Origin of the sequence: Propionibacterium freudenreichii subsp. freudenreichii, from assembly GCF_000940845.1 — a bacterium.
In the GTDB taxonomy this organism is placed as follows: domain Bacteria; phylum Actinomycetota; class Actinomycetes; order Propionibacteriales; family Propionibacteriaceae; genus Propionibacterium; species Propionibacterium freudenreichii.
On the sequence record NZ_CP010341.1, the window covers coordinates 1,481,037 to 1,499,522 of the forward strand.

At 67.2% G+C, this 18,486-nt stretch carries 19 protein-coding genes and 2 pseudogenes; 1 reads left to right on the top strand and 20 read right to left on the bottom strand.

Features of this window, described 5'->3' with window-relative positions; genetic code table 11:
* Position 1 precedes the first annotated feature (1 nt).
* The 4 genes and pseudogenes from tatC to RM25_RS06365 form a co-directional block, all read right to left on the bottom strand.
* Entirely contained in the window at positions 2–748 is a 747-nt protein-coding gene (gene tatC / locus RM25_RS06350) for a twin-arginine translocase subunit TatC (RefSeq protein ID WP_036940329.1), read from the bottom strand.
* 305 nt (positions 749–1,053) lie between these two features.
* A pseudogene (gene tatA, locus RM25_RS13515) lies at positions 1,054–1,201 on the bottom strand (twin-arginine translocase TatA/TatE family subunit); the annotation flags it as partial.
* A gap of 101 nt (positions 1,202–1,302) precedes the next feature.
* Entirely contained in the window at positions 1,303–2,262 is a 960-nt protein-coding gene (locus RM25_RS06360) for a helix-turn-helix transcriptional regulator (RefSeq protein WP_044636200.1), read from the bottom strand.
* Positions 2,249–3,217 carry a helix-turn-helix transcriptional regulator gene (locus RM25_RS06365; RefSeq protein WP_013161239.1) on the bottom strand — a complete coding sequence of 323 codons (969 nt, stop codon included), beginning with the start codon at positions 3,215–3,217 and terminating at the stop codon, positions 2,249–2,251. The genes RM25_RS06360 and RM25_RS06365 overlap by 14 nt, the downstream gene beginning before the upstream one ends.
* 68 nt (positions 3,218–3,285) lie before the next feature.
* On the opposite strand from RM25_RS06365, the gene gluQRS reads away from it, so the two are divergent.
* Positions 3,286–4,245, top strand: coding sequence for a tRNA glutamyl-Q(34) synthetase GluQRS (gluQRS, locus tag RM25_RS06370; protein ID WP_044636201.1), 960 nt, complete (start codon positions 3,286–3,288; stop codon positions 4,243–4,245).
* Positions 4,246–4,387: 142 nt separating this feature from the next.
* Here the strand turns inward: gluQRS and RM25_RS06375 are convergent, their stop codons facing one another.
* From RM25_RS06375 to RM25_RS06450, 16 genes and pseudogenes are all read right to left on the bottom strand, one after another.
* Complete coding sequence (locus RM25_RS06375; RefSeq protein ID WP_044636202.1) at positions 4,388–5,446, bottom strand: FKBP-type peptidyl-prolyl cis-trans isomerase; 1,059 nt, start codon at positions 5,444–5,446, stop codon at positions 4,388–4,390.
* An 85-nt stretch (positions 5,447–5,531) separates the two neighbouring features.
* Positions 5,532–6,173, bottom strand: a complete 642-nt coding sequence (locus tag RM25_RS06380) for an FKBP-type peptidyl-prolyl cis-trans isomerase (protein ID WP_044636756.1) — start codon at positions 6,171–6,173, stop codon at positions 5,532–5,534.
* A gap of 65 nt (positions 6,174–6,238) precedes the next feature.
* A complete protein-coding gene (locus tag RM25_RS06385) occupies positions 6,239–7,006 on the bottom strand; it encodes a pseudouridine synthase (RefSeq protein WP_044636757.1) in 768 nt (255 codons plus the stop codon).
* 7 nt (positions 7,007–7,013) lie between these two features.
* A complete protein-coding gene (gene scpB / locus RM25_RS06390; protein ID WP_230954633.1) occupies positions 7,014–7,769 on the bottom strand; it encodes an SMC-Scp complex subunit ScpB in 756 nt (251 codons plus the stop codon).
* Positions 7,766–8,680, bottom strand: a complete 915-nt coding sequence (locus tag RM25_RS06395; protein WP_044636204.1) for a segregation and condensation protein A — start codon at positions 8,678–8,680, stop codon at positions 7,766–7,768. The genes scpB and RM25_RS06395 overlap by 4 nt, the downstream gene beginning before the upstream one ends.
* A pseudogene (locus tag RM25_RS06400) lies at positions 8,661–8,906 on the bottom strand (hypothetical protein); the annotation flags it as partial. The gene RM25_RS06395 and the pseudogene RM25_RS06400, both read right to left, overlap by 20 nt.
* Before the next feature lie 14 nt (positions 8,907–8,920).
* On the bottom strand, positions 8,921–9,817 hold the full coding sequence (locus RM25_RS06405; RefSeq protein WP_013161247.1) for a ParA family protein: 897 nt from the start codon (positions 9,815–9,817) through the stop codon (positions 8,921–8,923).
* Between the two features lie 120 nt (positions 9,818–9,937).
* Positions 9,938–10,933, bottom strand: a complete 996-nt coding sequence (gene xerD, locus RM25_RS06410; protein ID WP_063493758.1) for a site-specific tyrosine recombinase XerD — start codon at positions 10,931–10,933, stop codon at positions 9,938–9,940.
* Positions 10,926–11,588, bottom strand: coding sequence for an NUDIX domain-containing protein (locus tag RM25_RS06415; protein WP_044636205.1), 663 nt, complete (start codon positions 11,586–11,588; stop codon positions 10,926–10,928). The genes xerD and RM25_RS06415 overlap by 8 nt, the downstream gene beginning before the upstream one ends.
* The gene (locus RM25_RS06420) at positions 11,581–13,335 is read right to left on the bottom strand and encodes a CTP synthase (protein ID WP_013161250.1); all 1,755 of its coding nucleotides are present in this window, start codon (positions 13,333–13,335) and stop codon (positions 11,581–11,583) included. The genes RM25_RS06415 and RM25_RS06420 overlap by 8 nt, the downstream gene beginning before the upstream one ends.
* An 86-nt stretch (positions 13,336–13,421) precedes the next feature.
* On the bottom strand, positions 13,422–15,113 hold the full coding sequence (gene recN, locus RM25_RS06425; protein WP_013161251.1) for a DNA repair protein RecN: 1,692 nt from the start codon (positions 15,111–15,113) through the stop codon (positions 13,422–13,424).
* Positions 15,107–16,039: an NAD kinase gene (locus RM25_RS06430; RefSeq protein ID WP_044636759.1), complete on the bottom strand. Its 933-nt coding sequence runs from the start codon at positions 16,037–16,039 to the stop codon at positions 15,107–15,109. Before RM25_RS06430 ends, recN begins: the two co-directional genes overlap by 7 nt.
* A gap of 55 nt (positions 16,040–16,094) precedes the next feature.
* Positions 16,095–16,334: a hypothetical protein gene (locus RM25_RS06435; protein WP_013161253.1), complete on the bottom strand. Its 240-nt coding sequence runs from the start codon at positions 16,332–16,334 to the stop codon at positions 16,095–16,097.
* Positions 16,335–16,406: 72 nt separating this feature from the next.
* The gene (locus RM25_RS06440; RefSeq protein WP_044636206.1) at positions 16,407–17,015 is read right to left on the bottom strand and encodes a CbiQ family ECF transporter T component; all 609 of its coding nucleotides are present in this window, start codon (positions 17,013–17,015) and stop codon (positions 16,407–16,409) included.
* Positions 17,012–17,740, bottom strand: coding sequence for an energy-coupling factor ABC transporter ATP-binding protein (locus RM25_RS06445; RefSeq protein WP_044636207.1), 729 nt, complete (start codon positions 17,738–17,740; stop codon positions 17,012–17,014). The genes RM25_RS06440 and RM25_RS06445 overlap by 4 nt, the downstream gene beginning before the upstream one ends.
* A 13-nt stretch (positions 17,741–17,753) precedes the next feature.
* A complete protein-coding gene (locus RM25_RS06450) occupies positions 17,754–18,383 on the bottom strand; it encodes a biotin transporter BioY (protein ID WP_044636208.1) in 630 nt (209 codons plus the stop codon).
* Between the last annotated feature and the right edge of the window lie 103 nt (positions 18,384–18,486).

Below are 18,486 nucleotides of genomic sequence, written 5' to 3' on the forward strand. Positions count from 1 at the left end.
GTCATTGCTGTTGTTCAGCCACCTGCCTCTTATCATGACGCTTGCACAGCACTTCGGCAATGACATACAGGAAGGACATGGGCACGGCGAGCACGCACATGGAGATCGGATCGGTGGAGGGCGTCGCGACGGCCGAGAAGAGGAAGCACAGGAAGATGGCCATGGACCGGAACTTGCCCAGCCCCGCACCGGAGATGATGCCGAACCGGTTGAGGGTCACCAGCACGACGGGCAACAGGAAGCTCACCCCGAAGACGAGCAGCAGGGTCAGCTCGAAGGTGAGGAACTCGTTGGCGTCGTTGAGGTTCAGCACCCCGGGCGGGTTGAACTGCAGGAGCACGGCAAAGCCCTTGGGGGAAATCCAATAGCCGAGCAGGACGCCGGTGAGGAACAGGGGAATCGAGGTGCCCAGGAAGCGGATCGCCGCGCGCCGTTCATTCGAGAGCAGGCCGGGGGCGATGAAGGCCCACAGCTGGTACAGCCAGACAGGGCACGACAGGATGAATCCGGCGATGAAGGGCACCTTCATGAACAGGGTGAAGCCACCGGTGACATTTGTCGTGGTGATCTCGACCTCAGCGCCCGGGTTCTTGGCCCGGTAGACCTCGATCGCCTGCTGGATCGGGTGGAAGGCCACGGCCGTCAGCTGGTTGTAGAAGATGAAGCAGCACAGCGCCACGGCGAGGACCGCGAGGATCGACACGATGACGCGGTAGCGCAGCTCCCGCAGGTGGTCCACGAGCTCCATTGACCCGTCGGCGGCGGGCTCGGGAGGGCGCCACGACTTGGGCAGCAGGTGGAGGCGACGCCGTTTCTTGCCGGGAGCCGCTTCCTGGCTGCCGTCGCCCGCCTTTTCATCCACGGTGATGGCCATGTGACCGGCTCAAGGGGCTCAGCTGTTCTGGGGCGGGTCGACGACCTCGCCGTTGACAACCTGTCCACCGGGTTGGCCCTGGGCGCCCTGCCCGGACTGCGGCTGGGCCGTGTTGGGGGTCACCACCGTCGGCGGAACAGCCGGCTGTGAGGCCTGCGCGTCGGCCTGACCCTGCGCGTTCTTCTTCGCGTTGAGTCCCTGGGTCTCTTCCTTGAACTCACGGATTGCCTTGCCCGAGGCCTTCCCGAGGCCGGCGAGCTTGCTGCCGCCGAACACCAGGAGGGCAATCAGCAAGACAATGAGAAGCTCCTGCCATCCAAGATCCATCTCAAACTCCTTCGTCGACGCCGGATCCGTCCGGCTTGATCACGAGAATCGTGGGGTGAGGGGTTGCAGTGGCCCGACACCGGCCGAGCCCGCCGATCAGCTTACGCGTCCACCTGCCCGAGCTGTTCATTGAGTTCGAGCGCGGACGCGGCACGCTCGGCAGCACCACGAGCGGCTTGCGGCGGGTCGACGTGCAGCACGCCCTCGCCCAGCCGCAGCACCATGGTCGAAACCCAGGAGGGGTCCCCCACCGGGAACGTCGCCCGAAGGGCTCCGCCCGGCAGCTCCGTGACCGAATCCGTCGGGTAGTACTCGACCACCCAGCGGGCCTGCGGGGCCAGGTCAAGTGTGACCTGGCCAGATCCCTGGGTGAACCAGTCGTCGACCGGTGGGGGTGTCCCGTGGGCGGAAGATTTCTGGCCGGTGGGCCTGGCCGTCACGATGCGATCCAACCGGAAGGAACGCCAGGCATCCCGTTCCAGGCTCCAGCCACACAAATAGGCCACGCCGTCCCGCACCTGGATCGCCACGGGATCGACCACCGGATGGGTGGTCTCATTGCGCGAGGCATTGTCATATTCCAGGCGGAGCTGGCTGCGCCCCTCGACGGCCGTGGCGATCTGTTCACGCATGTCGGGGGCGCCCGAGGCGAGCGAGATACCCACGCGACCTGCTTGTGAGGAGGGAACGATCGCGGTGAGTTTCTCGGCGGCACGGCGCGCCGCCGATGCCGTGGCGCCGCTGGTGAGTCCCTCGACGGCACGCAGCGCCACGATCAGGCTCGTGGCCTCGTCGGCGGTGAACCTCATGGGCCTGCTCAACACCTCGGCATTGGTCAGCCGAATGATGCCCTCGCCCTGGACGGCTTCCATGTCGATTTCGATGAGATCCCCCGGCAGGCCCCCGGGAAGCCCACACATCCACAACACGTCGAGGTCGGCCAGCACCTGACGCTTCTTGATACCGAATGCCCTGGCCACTTCGGTGACACTCACGCCGGGATGTGCTTGCAGATAGGGAACCTCGGCCAGCATCCGGCGGACCTGATCAAGACCTGTCATGACTGACCTCCAGCACTGCGCGCAGCTGCGCCAATACCTGATCGCGCAGTTCGGCAGGCTCCAGAACCACCACGTCAGGACCGGCCGCAGCGATGTCGGCAACGAAGTCGGAATCGCGGGTGTAGGGCACCTCGAAGCATGCGAAGCCCTCGGGCAGGGCGCGCGGTGGGGCGACCGGCGTACCGATCCGGCGTAGGGCGGGCGCCTTGTTGTCCCGTAGCGCCAACAGGGCGCGCGAATCCGGCTCCCCGGGCTCCACCTGCCTGGCCAGGGCCTGCAGGTCGACGTCATCGGGTACCTGGTAGGCATCGGTCCCGCCGACCGTCTCGGGGGTGGCGTTCATGCGGCTCATCTTGAACATGCGGGGACCCTCCCGCGTGAGGTCCAGGCCCAACAGGTACCAGCTGCCACGACGCCACAGCACGCTCCACGGCGCCACCGTGCGCACTTCTGGCGACCCGCGATAGCCGAACCGCACCAACTGACGCTCGAGCGTGGCCCGCCAGCACACCTCGAAGGCAGGTTCCCTGGCACTGATCCGCGGCGCCAGCGCAGCCAGCCGCTCGACATCCGGATCGGCGCCGGCAGCCCGCAGCTTCGCGAGGGCCGAGATGGTCTGCTCTGCAGCGCTGGCCTGCTGCCAGACACGAGAGGCCGCCCCCAGCGCGGAGAGTTCATCGGAGTCAAAGGAAACGGGGGGCAACTCAAAGTCGGTGCGACTGATCCGGTACCCGGTGTCGTCGTCGAACAGGACGTCGTTGCTGCCCATCACCACCGGCACGCCCATGGCCCGCAAGTCGTCCTTGTCCCGCTCGAACTGCCGTTCGAAGGCCGAGTCGCTCAAGCCACGATAGGCCTCCACGACCCTGCGCAGTTCGGCCTTCGACAGGAAACGGCGTGCGGACAGCAGGGCGATCGCCAGGTTGACGAGTCGTTCGGATCTACGCGCTGCCACGCCCAAACGCTACCAGCGCGCCCGGGTCTGCGGGCGGGCACCGGAAGACGCGTGGAACCATGGGGTGCATGAACGCCGATGCCCCTGTCCCGACCGGTGCGGGTGACCGGTCGGGCGCAGGTCGCTTTGCCCCCTCCCCCACCTCGCAGCTCCACCTGGGAAATCTCCGCACCGCATTGTTGGCATGGTTGTTCGCCAGGGCCGAGGGGCTGCGCTTCCTCGTGCGCATCGAGGACCTCGATCAGGCCCGTGTGGCCGCGGCTCCCGGGGTGGCTGACCAGCAACTGCGGGACCTTGCGGCACTGGGCCTCGACTGGGACGGACCGGTGTTGCGCCAAAGTGGGCGCATCGAGCTCTATCGCAGCTACGCGGATCGCCTGTCCAGCTACGAGTGCTTCTGCTCACGCCGCGAGATCGCCGAGGCATCTGCGGCGCCGCATGGGGACTATCGCCCCTACCCGGGGACCTGTGCCCACCTGAGCGCCGCCCAGCGGGCCGAGGCCAGGACCCGACGGACGCCGGCCCTGCGGGTGCGGGCGGGCGGGATCGAGTGGACCGTCCACGACCGCTTTGCCGGTGACTACTCCCAACGGGTCGATGACTTCGTGCTGCTGCGTGCCGATGGCACGCCGTCCTACAACCTGGCGTCGGTGGTCGATGACGCGCTCCAGGGCGTTCGGCAGGTCACCCGCGGAGCTGATCTGCTGTCCTCCGCGCCACGGCAGGCGTGGTTGACCCACCGCCTCGGCTACGTCCAGCCGGTCTACGCACATGTCGGCCTGGTGCTGAACGGGGCCGGCGTTCGGCTTGCCAAGCGTGACCATCCGACTGACATGACGACGCTGGCAGCCCAGGGCATTGATGCCCGCCGTGTGCTGCGCATGCTCACCGATTCCTGCGGGCTGCCCACCGCCGAGTGCCCCGGGGAGTTGCTGGCCATGGTGCGCGCTGATCCGGGATTGCTGCACCGACCCGCCCTGGCACAGCCGTGTGTACTGGATGCCCAGGACCACCTGCTGCGGCACTGATCGCCCGCAACACAACTCACGGGCAACGCAATTCGCCCGCAACGCGAGGACGGACTGCCCCGCAGGCCGACGTCAGGCTCCATGACGCCAGACATGGCAGAACCTCCGGGAATTGCCCGGAGGTTCTGCCATGCAGGTTCGATCAGGATGCCGTGGTGGCGCGGGTGAACAGGATGTCGACCACATAGACCATCGTCGTATTGGGGGCGATGCTCGGATTGGTATTGCCGTCCGGGTAGGCCTGCGAGGGGGGTACAACGAGCAGGACGCGGCTGCCGACCGGCTGTCCGACGAGGCCCTTCTGCCAGCCCTCGACCAGGCCGCTCAGGGCCCCGGTTTGGGGAGAGTTGCTCCCATTGCTGTAGGTGGACTGGACCACCCGGGAATCACCCCACGACATGGAGATGAAGTTCACCGTGACGGTATCGGTGGCCGCCACCTGCTTGCCGGTGCCCTTGATGAGGGGCTGGACCACCAGGTCCGAGGGCGCGGCAACGCCGGAGGGAATCGTGATGGACGGATTGTTGATGTCGCCTGACACGGTGGGCAGTCCGGCCGCAGGGGTGACCGCCTCACCACTGGGTTGGTTCAGCTGCGTGGAGACCAGGTCGACGACGAAGAACAGGGTGTCGCCCACCTCAATGCCGGCAGCCGATGCCCCGCCCATGGCGTCGTAGCCGTCCTTGCCGGTGACGCCGATCAGCACGCGGTCACCGATGTGCTTGCCGTCCAGGCCCTTCTGGAAGCCCGGCACCACCTGTGACAGGCCGAACGTCGCCGTCGCACCCTTGGTGTAGCTGTTGTCGAAGGTCTGGCCCGTGCGGGCATCCACGCCCACGTAGTTGACCTCCACATAGGACGTGGAGCCGACGGCCTGGCCATTGCCCTGGACGAGCACCTTGCTCATGGTCTCGTTGACCTGCACCGGCCAATCGGCGGTCACGGTGGCCTCCTGGCCATAGCCACCACTCACCTGAACCGAATCCAGCGAGGTCAGCAGCTTGCCGCTCGACGAGGCCGAAGCCGTCGACGTGGCGGATTGCGATGCCGGGGCGGAGGCTGATGAGGGGCTGGCGCTGGCGCCGCTCTTGGAGCAACCGGCAGCCAACAACAGGATCGGCACCAGCGCGAGGCTGGCCCAGCGTGTCCAGCGATGTCGGGACGCTGAGGCACTGGCGGCGTGGTCTGAATGATCGGTCATGGACACGTATTCATGCTAGCCGACCTCACAGCGTGCAGATATTGCCCGGGGCCGGGAAGGCCGACGGGCCGGGTGCGCCATCTCCTCAGGAGACGGCCACGATGTCGACAACGAAGAACAGGGAGTCCCCGACCTGGATGCCCGCCGCGGCGGCGCCCCCTGCGGAGTCATAGCCGTCCTTGCCGGTCACCGCGATGAGGACGCGGTCGCCGACGTGCTTGCCGGTCAGGCCCTTCTCGAATCCCGGGATCACCTGGGCGAGGCCGAATGTTGCGGGCTTTCCGTTCTTGAAGCTGGAATCAAACACCTGCCCGGTGCGCCCATTCGTGCCGCTGTAGTTCACCTGCACCGTTGCATCGGCGCCCACCACCTGGCCGCTACCGGCCACGAGCACCTTGCTGAGGGTCTGGTCGACCGACACGGGCCACTGGGCCGTCACCGTGGGTGCCTGTCCGACGCCACCGGTGACCTGCACCTGGTCGAGTGAGGTCAGCACGGCGGCGGAGCCACCGGCCGACGAGGTGCCCGAACCTGCCGTCGTGGTGGCAGCTGACGCCGAAGTCGCCGACGGGGTACCGGCTGACGGCGAGGTCCCACTCCCGGGCGAAGCGGCGCAGCCCGCGGCCACCAGCACCAGGGGAAGCGCTGCCAGGCCGACCAGACGGGTCCAGGAGGCACGCACTCCGGAAGGGGTCGGCGTGAGGGGGCGACGTCGCGAAGAAGGCATGATCACGCGGCCATGCTAGCTGACACACGCGCTCACGGGCCTGCGCGGACGAATGGGTCGGGCGGTCAGAGCTTGACGATGTCCAGCAGGGTCCCGAGCTCCTCACGGCTCAGTTCCCGGGTCTCCCCCACGGCAAGGTTCCCCAGACGCACCGGGCCGATGCCGATGCGGGCCAGTTGGCGTACGGGATGGCCGACCGAATCCATCATGCGGCGCACAATGCGATTGCGCCCCGAGTGGAGGGTGATCTGCAGCATCGTGTGCACCGGTCCGCGCGAGACCAGCTTCACCCGGTCGGGCTTGATGGGCCCGTCCTCCAGGGTGAGGCCCTTCTCAAGGCGACGGATCGTCCGATTGTCCATCAGGCCCTCCGCGTCAACCAGGTAGGTCTTGCGCACCTCGTAACTGGGGTGGGACAACCGATGGCCGAATTCACCGTCATTGGTCAGGATGATCAGTCCCTCCGTCTCGGTGTCAAGGCGTCCCACATGGAACAGACGCTGGTGGCGGGGCACATATTCGGCCAGCGTGGGCCGGCCCTCCGGGTCGTCCATGGTGGACACGACGCCCCGCGGCTTGTTGAGCAGCAGGTACATGTGACGGCGCGGCGGCGGGATCCGGGCACCGTCGACGCGAATGGAGTCATGTTCGGGATCCACGCGGGTACCCAGCTCCACGACGATGTGGCCATTCACCTCCACGCGCCCTTCGGTGATGAGCCCCTCGCTCGCCCGGCGCGATGCGATGCCGGCCTGGGCCAGCACCTTCTGGAGGCGGATCCCCTCCGGCTTTGCCGCGGACTGATCAATCGGTGGTTCGTGTGTCTCGCTCATATCCTTCTCAGCCATTGGTGTGTGACCCCTCCTGAGGTACCTCGTCGCGTCCACCGTCATCGGGACGGTCCCGCGGTGCAGCCTCATTGGTTGCCTGCGACGACGCATCGGACCCTGCTGGGGCCGCCAGTGACGTCAATTCCGCCTCAAGAGCAGCCGCATCAGGCAGGAGCGGCGCAATATCGGGCAAATCGGACAAGGCACTCAAGCCTAGCCGGGATAGGAAGTAGTCGGTGGTCACCAACAAGCCGGCCCCCGTCTGGGCATCGCTGCCCCGCTCATCCACCAGGCCCCGTGACAGCAGGGTGCGCACGACGCCATCCACGTTCACCCCACGCACCGCGGAGACGCGCGACCGTGCCACCGGCTGGAGGTAGGCGATCACGGCGAGCGTCTCCATCGCGGCCTGGCTCAACCGGTTCTGACCGCCCGCCCTCACCCACGGCGCGATCCGCTCGTGCTGGGCGGCGCGGGTGTAGTACCGCCAGCCCCCACCCACGTGACGCAGCTGGAAGCCGCGGCCGGTTTCATCGTAGAAGGCGGCAAGTTCTTCCAGTGCGGCCAGCACCTGCGGTTCGGCCGTTCCACTCGCCTCGCTGAGCGTCGCCAGGTCGATGGGCTCCTCGGCCATCAGGAGCAGGGCCTCCAGGAAGGGGGCGAGTTCGGCGGGCGGTACCGGGGCCATCTCCCCGGAAGTGCTGTCGGGAACTCGTCCGACGTCCTGCGGGGCTGACCTCGGGGCGGTCGGCGGTGTGTTGGTCACAATTCCTCCATCGTGGCGTCCCCGGTCCCACCGGCGCGGATCGGTGCCGGCTCGTGCCCCTCACGGACATCGGGCGCGACCGATGACTCTGTGGAGTCCACGGGGCCGGAGATGTCGAATTCGTTGCTGATGGACACCTCGCCCTCCTGGCGCCCGGTCCAACGCACCGTCAGCTCCCCCAGGGGCGTCAGCTGTTCGAAGGCCACGGCAGCATGGCGGAACAGCTCCAGCAGCGCCAGGAAGCGTGCCACGATCGTCATGCGATCGGCGTCGGCCGTCAGGGCACGGAAACTCAGCGTGCCCGCTGCGCGCAGCCGGGCAACGACCAGGTCGGCCTGCTCGGCGACGTTGACGGTGACGATGTGCAGCTGCTCCAGCGGCATGTCCAGGGCTTCGGCCGGGGTGAGGGCACGCACGGCGAGGGTCGCGAGTCGGTCCGCACCACCGGGAATCCTCAGTTCGGGCTGGACATCGAGGAAGCGGTCCTCCAGCCCACCGGGGCGGGGGTGGACGAGTTCCTCACGGCGCATCGCGGCGGCGAAGACCTTCGAGATCTGCTTGAACGCCCGGTACTGCAGCAGTCGGGCGAACAACAGGTCGCGGGCCTCCAGCAGGGCGAGGTCCTCGGCGTCGTCCACCTCGCCCCCGGGCAACAGTCGCGCCGCCTTGAGGTCGAGCAGGGTGGCGGCCACCACCAGGAAGCTGCTGGTCTGGTCCAGGTCCCAGGCGCGACCCCCGACGCGCACGTGCGCAATGAACTCGTCGGTCACCTTCGACAATGCGACTTCGGTGATGTCCAGCCGGTGCTTGTTGATCAGCTGCAACAACAGGTCGAAGGGCCCGTCGAAGTTGTCCAGGCGCACCCGGAAGCTGGACGATTCCCGGCCCTGCTCAGGGTTGGTGGATGTCATTGCCGGCCTGAGCACCCAGGCGTCGCACCAGCCCGGACTCGGCCGAGCCCAGGTCTTCCAGCGCCATCGCTATCGCCTCGCGCACGATGCGCCCGCGGTCGGCGCTGATCCGGTATTCGCCACGCAGCCTCACCCGTGCCTGTTCCAGCGCGAGGAGCTCGTCGGCGGAGAGGTAGATGGTGATCTTCTCGTCGTGGCGCACCCGACCGCTCGAGGTGGGGCCCCCGGTACCGGATCCGGCTACTGGCGCGCGCATCGCACCAGTACTTCCCGGGCGAGGCTGCGGTATGCCGCGGCCCCGGGTGACTTCGACGCATAGGTCGTGATGGGCTCGCCGGCAACGGTGGTCTCTGGGAAGCGGATCGTTCGGCGAATCACGGTATGGAAGACATCGTCGCCGAAGACCTCCAGCAGGCGCGCCAGTACCTGCCGGCTGTGCAGGGTGCGGGCGTCGAACATCGTGACAAGGACACCCAGCAGCCGCAGGTTGGGATTGATGCGCTCCGTCACCATGCTGACCGTGTCAGTGAGCAGGGCCACCCCCCGCAGCGCGAAGTACTCGGCCTCCATCGGGATGAGCACCTCATCGGAGGCGGTCAGCGCATTGATGGTGAGCAGGCCCAGGGAGGGGGCGCAGTCGATCAGGATGAAGTCATAGCGGTCGCGCACCGGATCGATGACCCTGCGCAGGGACTGTTCCCGGGCGACCTCACTGACCAGCTGCACTTCCGCAGCGGACAGGTCGATGTTGGCAGGCAGCAGGTCCAGACCCGGCATCCGGTTGTTGATCACCACGTCGTCGAAGCTGTACTCCCGGCTCATGAGCAGGTCATAGACGCTGTGGTCGAGCGTGTGCGGGTGAACGCCCAGGCCGAGTGAGGCCGAGCCCTGCGGGTCGAAGTCGACGAGCAGTACCGAGCGGCCGAGCTCGGTCAGCGCCGCGCCCAGGTTGATCGTCGTGGTGGTCTTTCCCACCCCGCCCTTCTGGTTGCACATGGCAATGACCGTGGCGCGCTTCGGGCCCTCCGCCAGGGGCGGTACGACGAGGTCGGGAAAGATCCTCCCGGTGGCGTCCAGCTGCCCGGGGACCTCATCACCATGGGCGTCTGCGGCGGCCTTGGACCCTTGCGCTGTCATCTGGTTTCTCCTCGTCTCGTCTGTGCCCACAGTAGTGAAGGGGCGCGCCACGCCGCCAACACGACCTCGCCGCAGACCATGCCGGACACCGGCGCGGCGACCGCGCCGGTGTCGCAAGGGTCAATCATGGGCCCTGGGAAAGGAACTGGAATAGACCTCGCGCAGCTGCTGGGCGGTCACTTCGGTGTAGATCTGCGTCGTCGAGACCGACGCGTGGCCGAGCAGTTCCTGCACGACGCGGATGTCTGCACCCCCGTCCAGCAGGTGCGTGGCGAAGGAGTGGCGAAGGCTGTGCGGGCCGATGTCAGCGGTGATCCCGGCCTGGCGTGCCCGCGTTCGCAGGGCCTCCCACGCGCTCTGGCGGGAGAGTCGGGCACCGCGGGTGTTGAGGAACAGTGCCGGGGTGAATTCCCTGGCACGTTCGGCCAGGGCGGGACGACCCCGCACCAGCCAGGCCTGCACGGCGCTGCGCGCGTAGCTGCCCAGCGGCACGACGCGTTCCTTGTTCCCCTTACCGACCACCCGGAGGGGGCCATCTGGGTCTACCAGCACCCGGGTGAGGTCATCGACATCCAGGCTCAGGGCCTCGCTGATGCGGGCGCCCGTGCCGTAGAGCACCTCGAACAGGGCGGCATCGCGCAGGCCGATCGGAGTCTGCCGCTCGATGGAGTCGATGAGCCGAGCGACCTCGTCGACGCCCAGAGCCTTGGGCAGGCGCTTGCCGGCTCGTGGCGGATGCAGTGCGGCCGCGACATTGTGGTCAACCAGGCCCTCGCGCGCGGCAAAGCCGTGGAACATGCGCACTGCCACCACGGCACGACCCACGCTGCTGGGCGCCAGGGCCTTGTGTGACGCGTCCCCGCGGGACAGCTCCTCCTCGAAGCTGGTCACATCAGCGGTCGTGATCCGGGAAGGATCGTCGATCCCGCGGGAGCTGAGGTGGCGCAGATACCGGGTCAGGTCGCGACGATAGGCGGCCACCGTGTTGGGTGACAGCCCGCGCTCGACTCCCAAGTGGTCCAGATAGTCCTCAAGCCAGTTTCCGAGTCGACCGGCAGTCGGCCCGGAAACTGGCTTGTTGCCATGCGATGGCGGATGGGCCGCACCGTCAGCCAAGCGCCTCGATCTCCTTGCGGCGCTCCGCGCGCACCGCGCGGGCGGGCCACGGAGCATCTGCGGGGCGCAATGCATCGAGTCTGCCGTCCAGGATGGCCAGGCGCAGGGCCAACGTCCCGGTCACCATGTTCGGATTCTCGATCTGGCCTGCATAGATCCTGGTGACCAGCTCGTCGAGGCTGAGCCAGGCCAGGTCCATGTCGAGTTCCTCGTCCTCCACCACGAATCCGGCAGGGTGGGGCACCGGGTGCAGGCCCCTGGCGAGGTAGATCCGGATGGATTCCTCGAGCCCCCCCGGTGAAGTGAAGATATCCACCAGGATGCGCCAGTCATCGGCCGCGAGCATCGCCTCTTCGGCCAATTCACGCTTGGCGGCCGACAACGGGGGTTCTCCCGGCTTGTCGAGCAAGCCGGCGGGCGGTTCGACGAGCCGCATCGCCACGGGATGGCGATACTGATCGACCACGGCCACCCGCTGGTGTTCATCCAGGGCCATGATGGCCACGGCCCCGGGATGGGTCACCCACTGGCGCGTCATCACGTCGCCGTCGGGCATTGCGACCTTGTCCTCGACGAAGTCGCAGACCCGTCCCGTTGCCTCGACCCGATGGCTCAGGATCGGCCAGTGTTCGGACCGGTCGACCAGTTCACTCACTGACCGTCACCGCACCGGCCTGAGCACTCTTGCGCGAGCCGCGCTTGGTGCTCGTGCGTGTGCGGCGGGCGGCGGGCTTCTTGCGTCCGGTGGTGCGTACCGTGCGGTGCGTCGACTTGTAGTGCTCGATCGCAGCCTGCACCAGCCCACTGAACAGCGGATTGGCCTTGGTCGGACGCGAGGTGAACTCGGGGTGCGCCTGGGTGCCGACGAAGAACGGATGCTCCTCGGTGGGCAGCTCGATGTATTCCACCAGGTTGCGGTCGGGGGACAGCCCCGAGAACACGATGCCGGCCTTCTCGAGCTGATCGCGGTAGCCGTTGTTCACCTCGTAGCGGTGACGGTGGCGCTCGGAAACCTTGGTCCTGCCGTAGAGATGGGCCACGATGCTGCCGCGCTTCAGCTCGGCCGGGTAGGAACCCAGTCGCATCGATCCACCCATGTCGCCCTCACCGGACACGATGGAGCGCTGCTCCGCCATGGTGGCAATGACCGGGTTCTTGCTGTCCGGTTCGAACTCGCTCGAGGCGGCATCTGCAATGCCGGCCACGTCGCGGGCGACCTCGATCACCATGCACTGCAGTCCCAGGCAGAGGCCCAGGATGGGCACCTTGTGCTCACGGGCGTATTTGATCGCACCGAGCTTGCCCTCCACCCCACGGATGCCGAAGCCACCGGGGATGATCACACCATCCACGTCGCCGAGTTGTTCGGCGGCACCTTCCTCGGTCTCGCAGTCGTCGGACTTCACCCAGCGCACCCGTACCCGGGCCCAGTTCGCGAAGCCGCCGGCACGGATCGCCTCGACGACGCTCAGGTAGGCGTCGGGCAGGTCGATGTACTTGCCCACCAGCGCCACGGTGACTTCCTCGGTCGGACGCTCGACACGGTCGAGCAGGTCATTCCAGGTCGTCCAGTCCACGTCGTGGAAGGGAAGGTTCAGGACCCGCACCACATAGGCGTCCAGTCCCTCATGGTGCAGCACCTTCGGAATGGCATAGATGCTCGACGCATCGGGGCAGGCGACCACGCCTTCCTCGTCCACGTCGCAGGAGAAGGCGATCTTGCGCTTGATCGACTCGGGCAGTTCCATGGCCGAACGGCAGACCAGAGCGTCGGGCTGGATGCCGACACTGCGAAGTGCAGCCACCGAATGCTGGGTGGGCTTGGTCTTCAACTCGTGCGAGGGCCCTATGTAGGGCACCAACGAGACATGGATGTAGAAGGTGTTCTCACGACCGATGTCGCGCCGCAGCTGTCGGCAGGCCTCCAGGAAGGGCTGCGACTCGATATCGCCCACGGTGCCGCCGATTTCGTGGATCACCACGTCATCGCCGGGCTGGGCGACATTCAACATCCGCGACTTGATCTCATCGGTGATGTGCGGGATCACCTGGACGCACTCACCGAGGTAATCGCCTCGGCGCTCCTTGGCGATGACCGATGAGTACACCTGCCCGGTGGTCACATTGGCACGTGCCGTCAGATTGCGGTCCAGGAATCGTTCGTAGTGGCCGATGTCCAGATCGGTCTCGGCCCCGTCCTCAGTCACGAAGACCTCACCATGCTGGAAAGGATTCATCGTGCCGGGATCGACATTGAGATAGGGATCGAGCTTCTGCATCGTGACGCTCAATCCGCGCGACACGAGCAGGCTACCGAGGCTTGAAGCCGTCAGGCCCTTCCCGAGAGAGGAGGCGACGCCTCCGGTGACAAATACATGCTTGGTTTGCTTCGCGTTGCCCACGGACCTCCAGCATAGAGGACGACACAAGCAAAACCAGCATCGAGGGGATGTCCGACAACACGATCGGTCGTGTTCTGCGCTCGTGGCTAATTCTGGGTGCCCGCAGCGTCCGCCACGAGCTCCCGGGCATGCGCCAGCGCCTTGTCCGACTCGGACCCGGCCATCAACCGGGCGATCTCATGGAGTCGTTGGTCGCCTGACACCAGTTCAACGTCGCTGGTGGTCACCAGGCCATCGCTGGATTTGGTCACGACATAGTGGCGTTCGGCGAAAGCTGCCACCTGGGCCAGATGGGTCACCACGATCACCTGGGAATGCCGGGCGAGCTTGGCGAGCCGTCGGCCGATCTCCGTGGCGACCTGACCGCCGACGCCGGCATCGACCTCATCGAAGACGAAGGTGTGGCCCGGATCGGATCCGGCCAGGACGACCTCCAGGCCGAGCCGGATGCGGGACAGCTCACCCCCGGAGGCGACCTTGGCCAGCGGCGCCAACGGGCTGCCCGGATTTGCCGAGAAGAGCAGGCTCACCCGGTCCGAGCCCCAGGGCCCCGGAAGCTCAAGGGGCTCGAGGCGGAACTCAAGTCGGGCGTGCGGCATGGCCAGTGCGCCCAGTTCTTCGCGCACCCCGGAGGCGAGGTGTTGGGCGGCCTTCACGCGCAGGCCATGCAGCACCTCGGCCTGGTGGTGCAGCTGCTCGTCAAGCTGCGTCCTACGGGTGCGCAGCGCCTCGATGCGCTGCTCGTCGCTGCCGAGGTCCTCGATCCGCTCGGAGGCGTCGCGGGCCCAGTCGAGCACGGCGTCGATGTTCTCCCCGTACTTGCGGGTGAGGTCGGCCAGCTCTGCGCGGCGGGTGGTGATGGTCTCGAGTGCGAGTGGGTCGGCGTCCAGCCCCGCCACATAGGAGGCCAGGGCCCCGGCCGCTTCCTGGGCGGCCAGGCCGAGTTGGTTCAGCTGCTCGCCCAGCGCTTCTGCCTGGGGGTCCATCTCGGCGATGCGACCGGTGTTCTTCACTGCAATGCCGGCCAGCCCGACCACCCCGGGGTCATCGGGGTCGCCGTCGTCGGCACCGGACAACGCGTGGCTGGCCTCCTGCGCCAACATGCGCAGGTCATCCATGGCTTGCAGACGCTGCGCCCGGGTGGCCAGTTCCGTGTCCTCGCCGGGTTGTGGGTCAACGCGTTCGATCTCGCTGAGGCCGAAGGCGAGCAGGTCCGCCTCCCGGGCCCGCTCGCGGGAGTTCTCCACGCGCTCGTTGAGCTCCTTGTCGACGCTGCGCCGCAGCTCGAACAATTCGCGGTAGCGCTCCAGCACCTCCGCCACGGGCTTGCCGCCGAAGCGGTCAAGCACCTGGCGCTGACGCTCCTCGGTGCCCAATCGGACCTGTTCCAGCTGGCCATGGATGGTGGCCAACTCCCCCACCACGCCGGCGACGGTGCCAAGGGGTGCGGCGACACCTCCCAGCCAGGCCCGCGATCGACCATTGGTACGTAGTTGGCGTGCCACGATCAGTTCGCCGGCATCGGTCTCGGCGCCCAGCTCGGAGAGTCTGGTGGCCACGTCGTCGAGACCTGTGAACACCCCCTCGACGCGGGCTTGCTCAGCCCCCGTGCGCACCATGGTCGGGTCGGCGCGGTGGCCCAGCAGCAGTCCGAGTCCGGTGACGATCATGGTCTTGCCCGCACCGGTCTCGCCGGTGACCGCCGTCAGCCCGGGTGCCGGCTCCAGGCGCGATTCGGTGATCACGCCCAGCTGCTGGATGTGCAGCTCGGTCAGCATGGTTCCGGGGTCGGGCGCTGCAGCCCGGGGCTGCGCCAGCCGTCGATGTTGAGGCCGAATTTCTTCACCAGGCGGGTTGTGAAGGGCTGCTCCCGCAGGCGGGCGATCTGCAGGTCATCCGGATTGCGGCGTACCCCGATCCGATACCCGGCGTGCACATCGACACTGCGGCGTCCATCGCACCACACCACCGCCCCCAGCGACATGTCCCCCACCATCCGCAGGTCGACCGTCGACGTGGGTGCCACGACGCAGGCCGCCGAGAACAGTGCGTGGGCGGCTATCGGAACGACTTCGAATGCTTCGGTATTGGGCCACATCACCGGTCCCCCGCAGGAGAACGCATATGCCGTCGAGCCGGAGGCCGAGGCCACCAGGACGCCGTCACAGCCCCACCGCGACAGTGGGCGCTCGTCGATGGTCACCAACAGGTCGACCATCTTCTCGCGCGAGGCCTTCTCGGTGGAGACCTCGTTGACGGCGAAGGACTCCCACACGGTGCGTCCGTCGCCATCACGCACGGTGACGGCCAGGGTGAGTCGCTTCTCGATCTCATAGTCGCGGTCGGCCACCTGCGCGATGAGCTCATCGATCTGGGAGGCCTCAAGCTCTGCCAGGAAGCCGACGTGGCCCAGGTTGACCCCTAGGAGGGGCACCCGGTGGGGCAGGGCCCACTCGGCGGACCGCAGAATCGTGCCGTCTCCCCCGAAGACCACCATCAGCTCCACCTGGGAGTCATTGGACAACGCGGCGATGCGCACATCGGGCAGTCGACGGCGCATCTCGGCGACGCGACTCTCCTCAACGACGCATTCGATCCCGTGAAGGTTCATTCCCGCGATGAACTCGGCCGCGCCATCAAGGGCCTCGGTCCTGACCGGATGCATGGTGATGGCGACGCGACGGCTTTGATTCACGTCTTCCAGCCTAGCGATCCGACGAAGCTCGATGGACGAGGTTGCCCCCTCCGCGTGCGATCGTTCAGCGTGCAGGAGGATCCGGCATCGGGATGCCGGCATCGCGCGAGCCGTTGAGGATCGCCTGGAGCTGCTCCTGTGCGGCACCGAGGCGGGCGATGCGCTGCTCGACGTCCAGTGTCGGGAGCTGGCCGAGCGCCGCCAGTGCGCGGTCGACCTGGTCGTTGCCGGTGACCGGCGGAAGTGGTGCGTCGTCCGGCGATGTGGGCGTCGGTTGGACGCTGCTGTCCCGGTCTGTGCTCACAATGCGAAAGCCTACCGGGTGTGCGCTGCGGTATCCCGGGGAGAGACTCCCTGTTCGGGGGCCGCTGCCTGGCTAGTCGCCCAGGCCGCGGGCCTGGAGGGCCTCCCCCACCTGGAGCGCATGCCCCACGGCGGTGACGAGTACCGGGGCGACGAACCGCCACGAGAAGCGCAGGCCCCTGGCGCGTGCCGCATCGCGAACATTGCGCACGGAGACGAGCAGATAGGGAATCGAACTCCACATGACCGACACGGCGAGGGCGAATTTCTCGGGGTTCGCCCCGATGATCCGGAATGGCCTGGCGCAGGCCGCGATCCCGTCCATGATCAACCCGCTGGGCGTGGTGGAGGTGATGATGCGCGCCAACCACAAGGTGGCGATCATTCCACAGGCGAAGACCACGCCCTCCTGCCAGGTGCGGAAGATCCAGTCATAGGCGACGATGACCGCGTTCATCACCAGCAGGCCCACGCCCGGGTTCAGCTGCGCGATCCCCATTCCCGAGCCGGCCACGACCAGCACGGCCGCCACCGCGAAGGCGGCGAGGGACAGGGGCACGTTCTTCGCGAAGAATGGCACGACCCCGACCGCCACCAACAACAGATACTTGACCCACAGTGGGCACCGGTGCATCAGGCTGTGGCCCACCCGGTAGGCGCCCAGGAATGTCTCGGCGCTCATCGTGGGTTACCCGCCGCAGCCCGGTCGGACATCATCGCCCGGTAGCGCGCAATGACCTCATCGGGATGCCCGTCGTCAATCAGCTCTCCGTCGTCGATGAGCAGCGCCCGATCCATGGCGGAGGCGAGGTCAAGGTCGTGGGTGGACACGACCAACTGCTGCTCCAGTGCGTCGAAGGCCCGGGACAGCAGGATCCGGTTGCGCAGGTCCAGCAGGGTGGTGGGCTCGTCGGCGATCACGATGGTGGGCTGGACCGCGAGGACGGAGGCCAGCGATACGAGCTGGCGTTCGCCTCCCGACAACGCATGCACGCTGCGATTGGCAACCTTGCTGAGCCCGTGGTCCGCCAGGATCTGCAGGGCGCGCTCACGGCGTTCCGCGCGATGCGACACCGACGCACGCAGGCTCAGCTCCACCTCCTCGAGCGGGGTGGCCATGATCAGTTGGGCGCCGGGGTCGGTGAAGACATGTCCGACGTGGCGCCGTACCTCCTTGGGGCGCCGCGCCGGATCCAGCCCATCGACGAGGACTGTTCCTGCGCTCACCTTCATCAGTCCATTGACCAGCTTCAACAGCGTGGACTTTCCCGACCCGTTCGCACCGATAACGGCCACCCGGTGCTCCACGAGTCGGGCCGTGACATTCGACAGGATGGTTGTCGTGGTGGGACGGCCCTCCAGGTCATATCCCTCGACCTGAACGCTGACGCCCTGGAAATCGATCACTTCAGGTTCTCTATCACTTTGCCGAGTTCCGCGGACGGGGCATGAGCCTGGGATAGGCGAGGAACACGGCGGTGGCGAGCAATCCGGCCAGGACCGCCTTCAGGATGTCCCAGGGAAGGAAGACAGCGGTGGTCGCGATGGCCTTGCCGAGCGTCAGGTGCAGCGGCCCGGCCATGAACCATGCGACCCCGAAGACGTGCACGACGCCGACACCCACGACGGCAATCAGGCACAGCAGCACCGGCAGTACCCGGCGGCCCGGGCGACGACGCACCAGCGCGGTCATGATCGCGCCGCAGATCAGCCCGCAGGCGATGTAGCCAACCAGGTATCCGCCCGAGGGGCCGATCAGCTTGGCCGGCCCCGACGCGCCCCCGGCAAACACCGGCAGTCCGGCGACGCCGACCAGGATGTAGAGCGCCATCGACGCCCCACCGCGAATCGATCCCAGCACCAGGGGGGCGAGCAGCACGATGATCATGGCCAGGGAGAAGGGGATGGCGCCCACGGTGAAGATCGGCGGGATGAGGGCGAAGACGGCCATCAGCGCGGCGAACACCGCGATCAGGGCAAGATCACTCGCCTGGAAGCCCTTGCCGGCCTCTTCGACGACGGTTCCAGCTTTGGCAGGTGTTGCTGTCATGGGATGTCCCCCTGTTCATGCGGTGGCCACAGATCCGCCGGCGACGTCGCCCGCGAAGCATGTGCACGACGCCCCGTGGGGACCTCGCAGGATGAGCCTACCG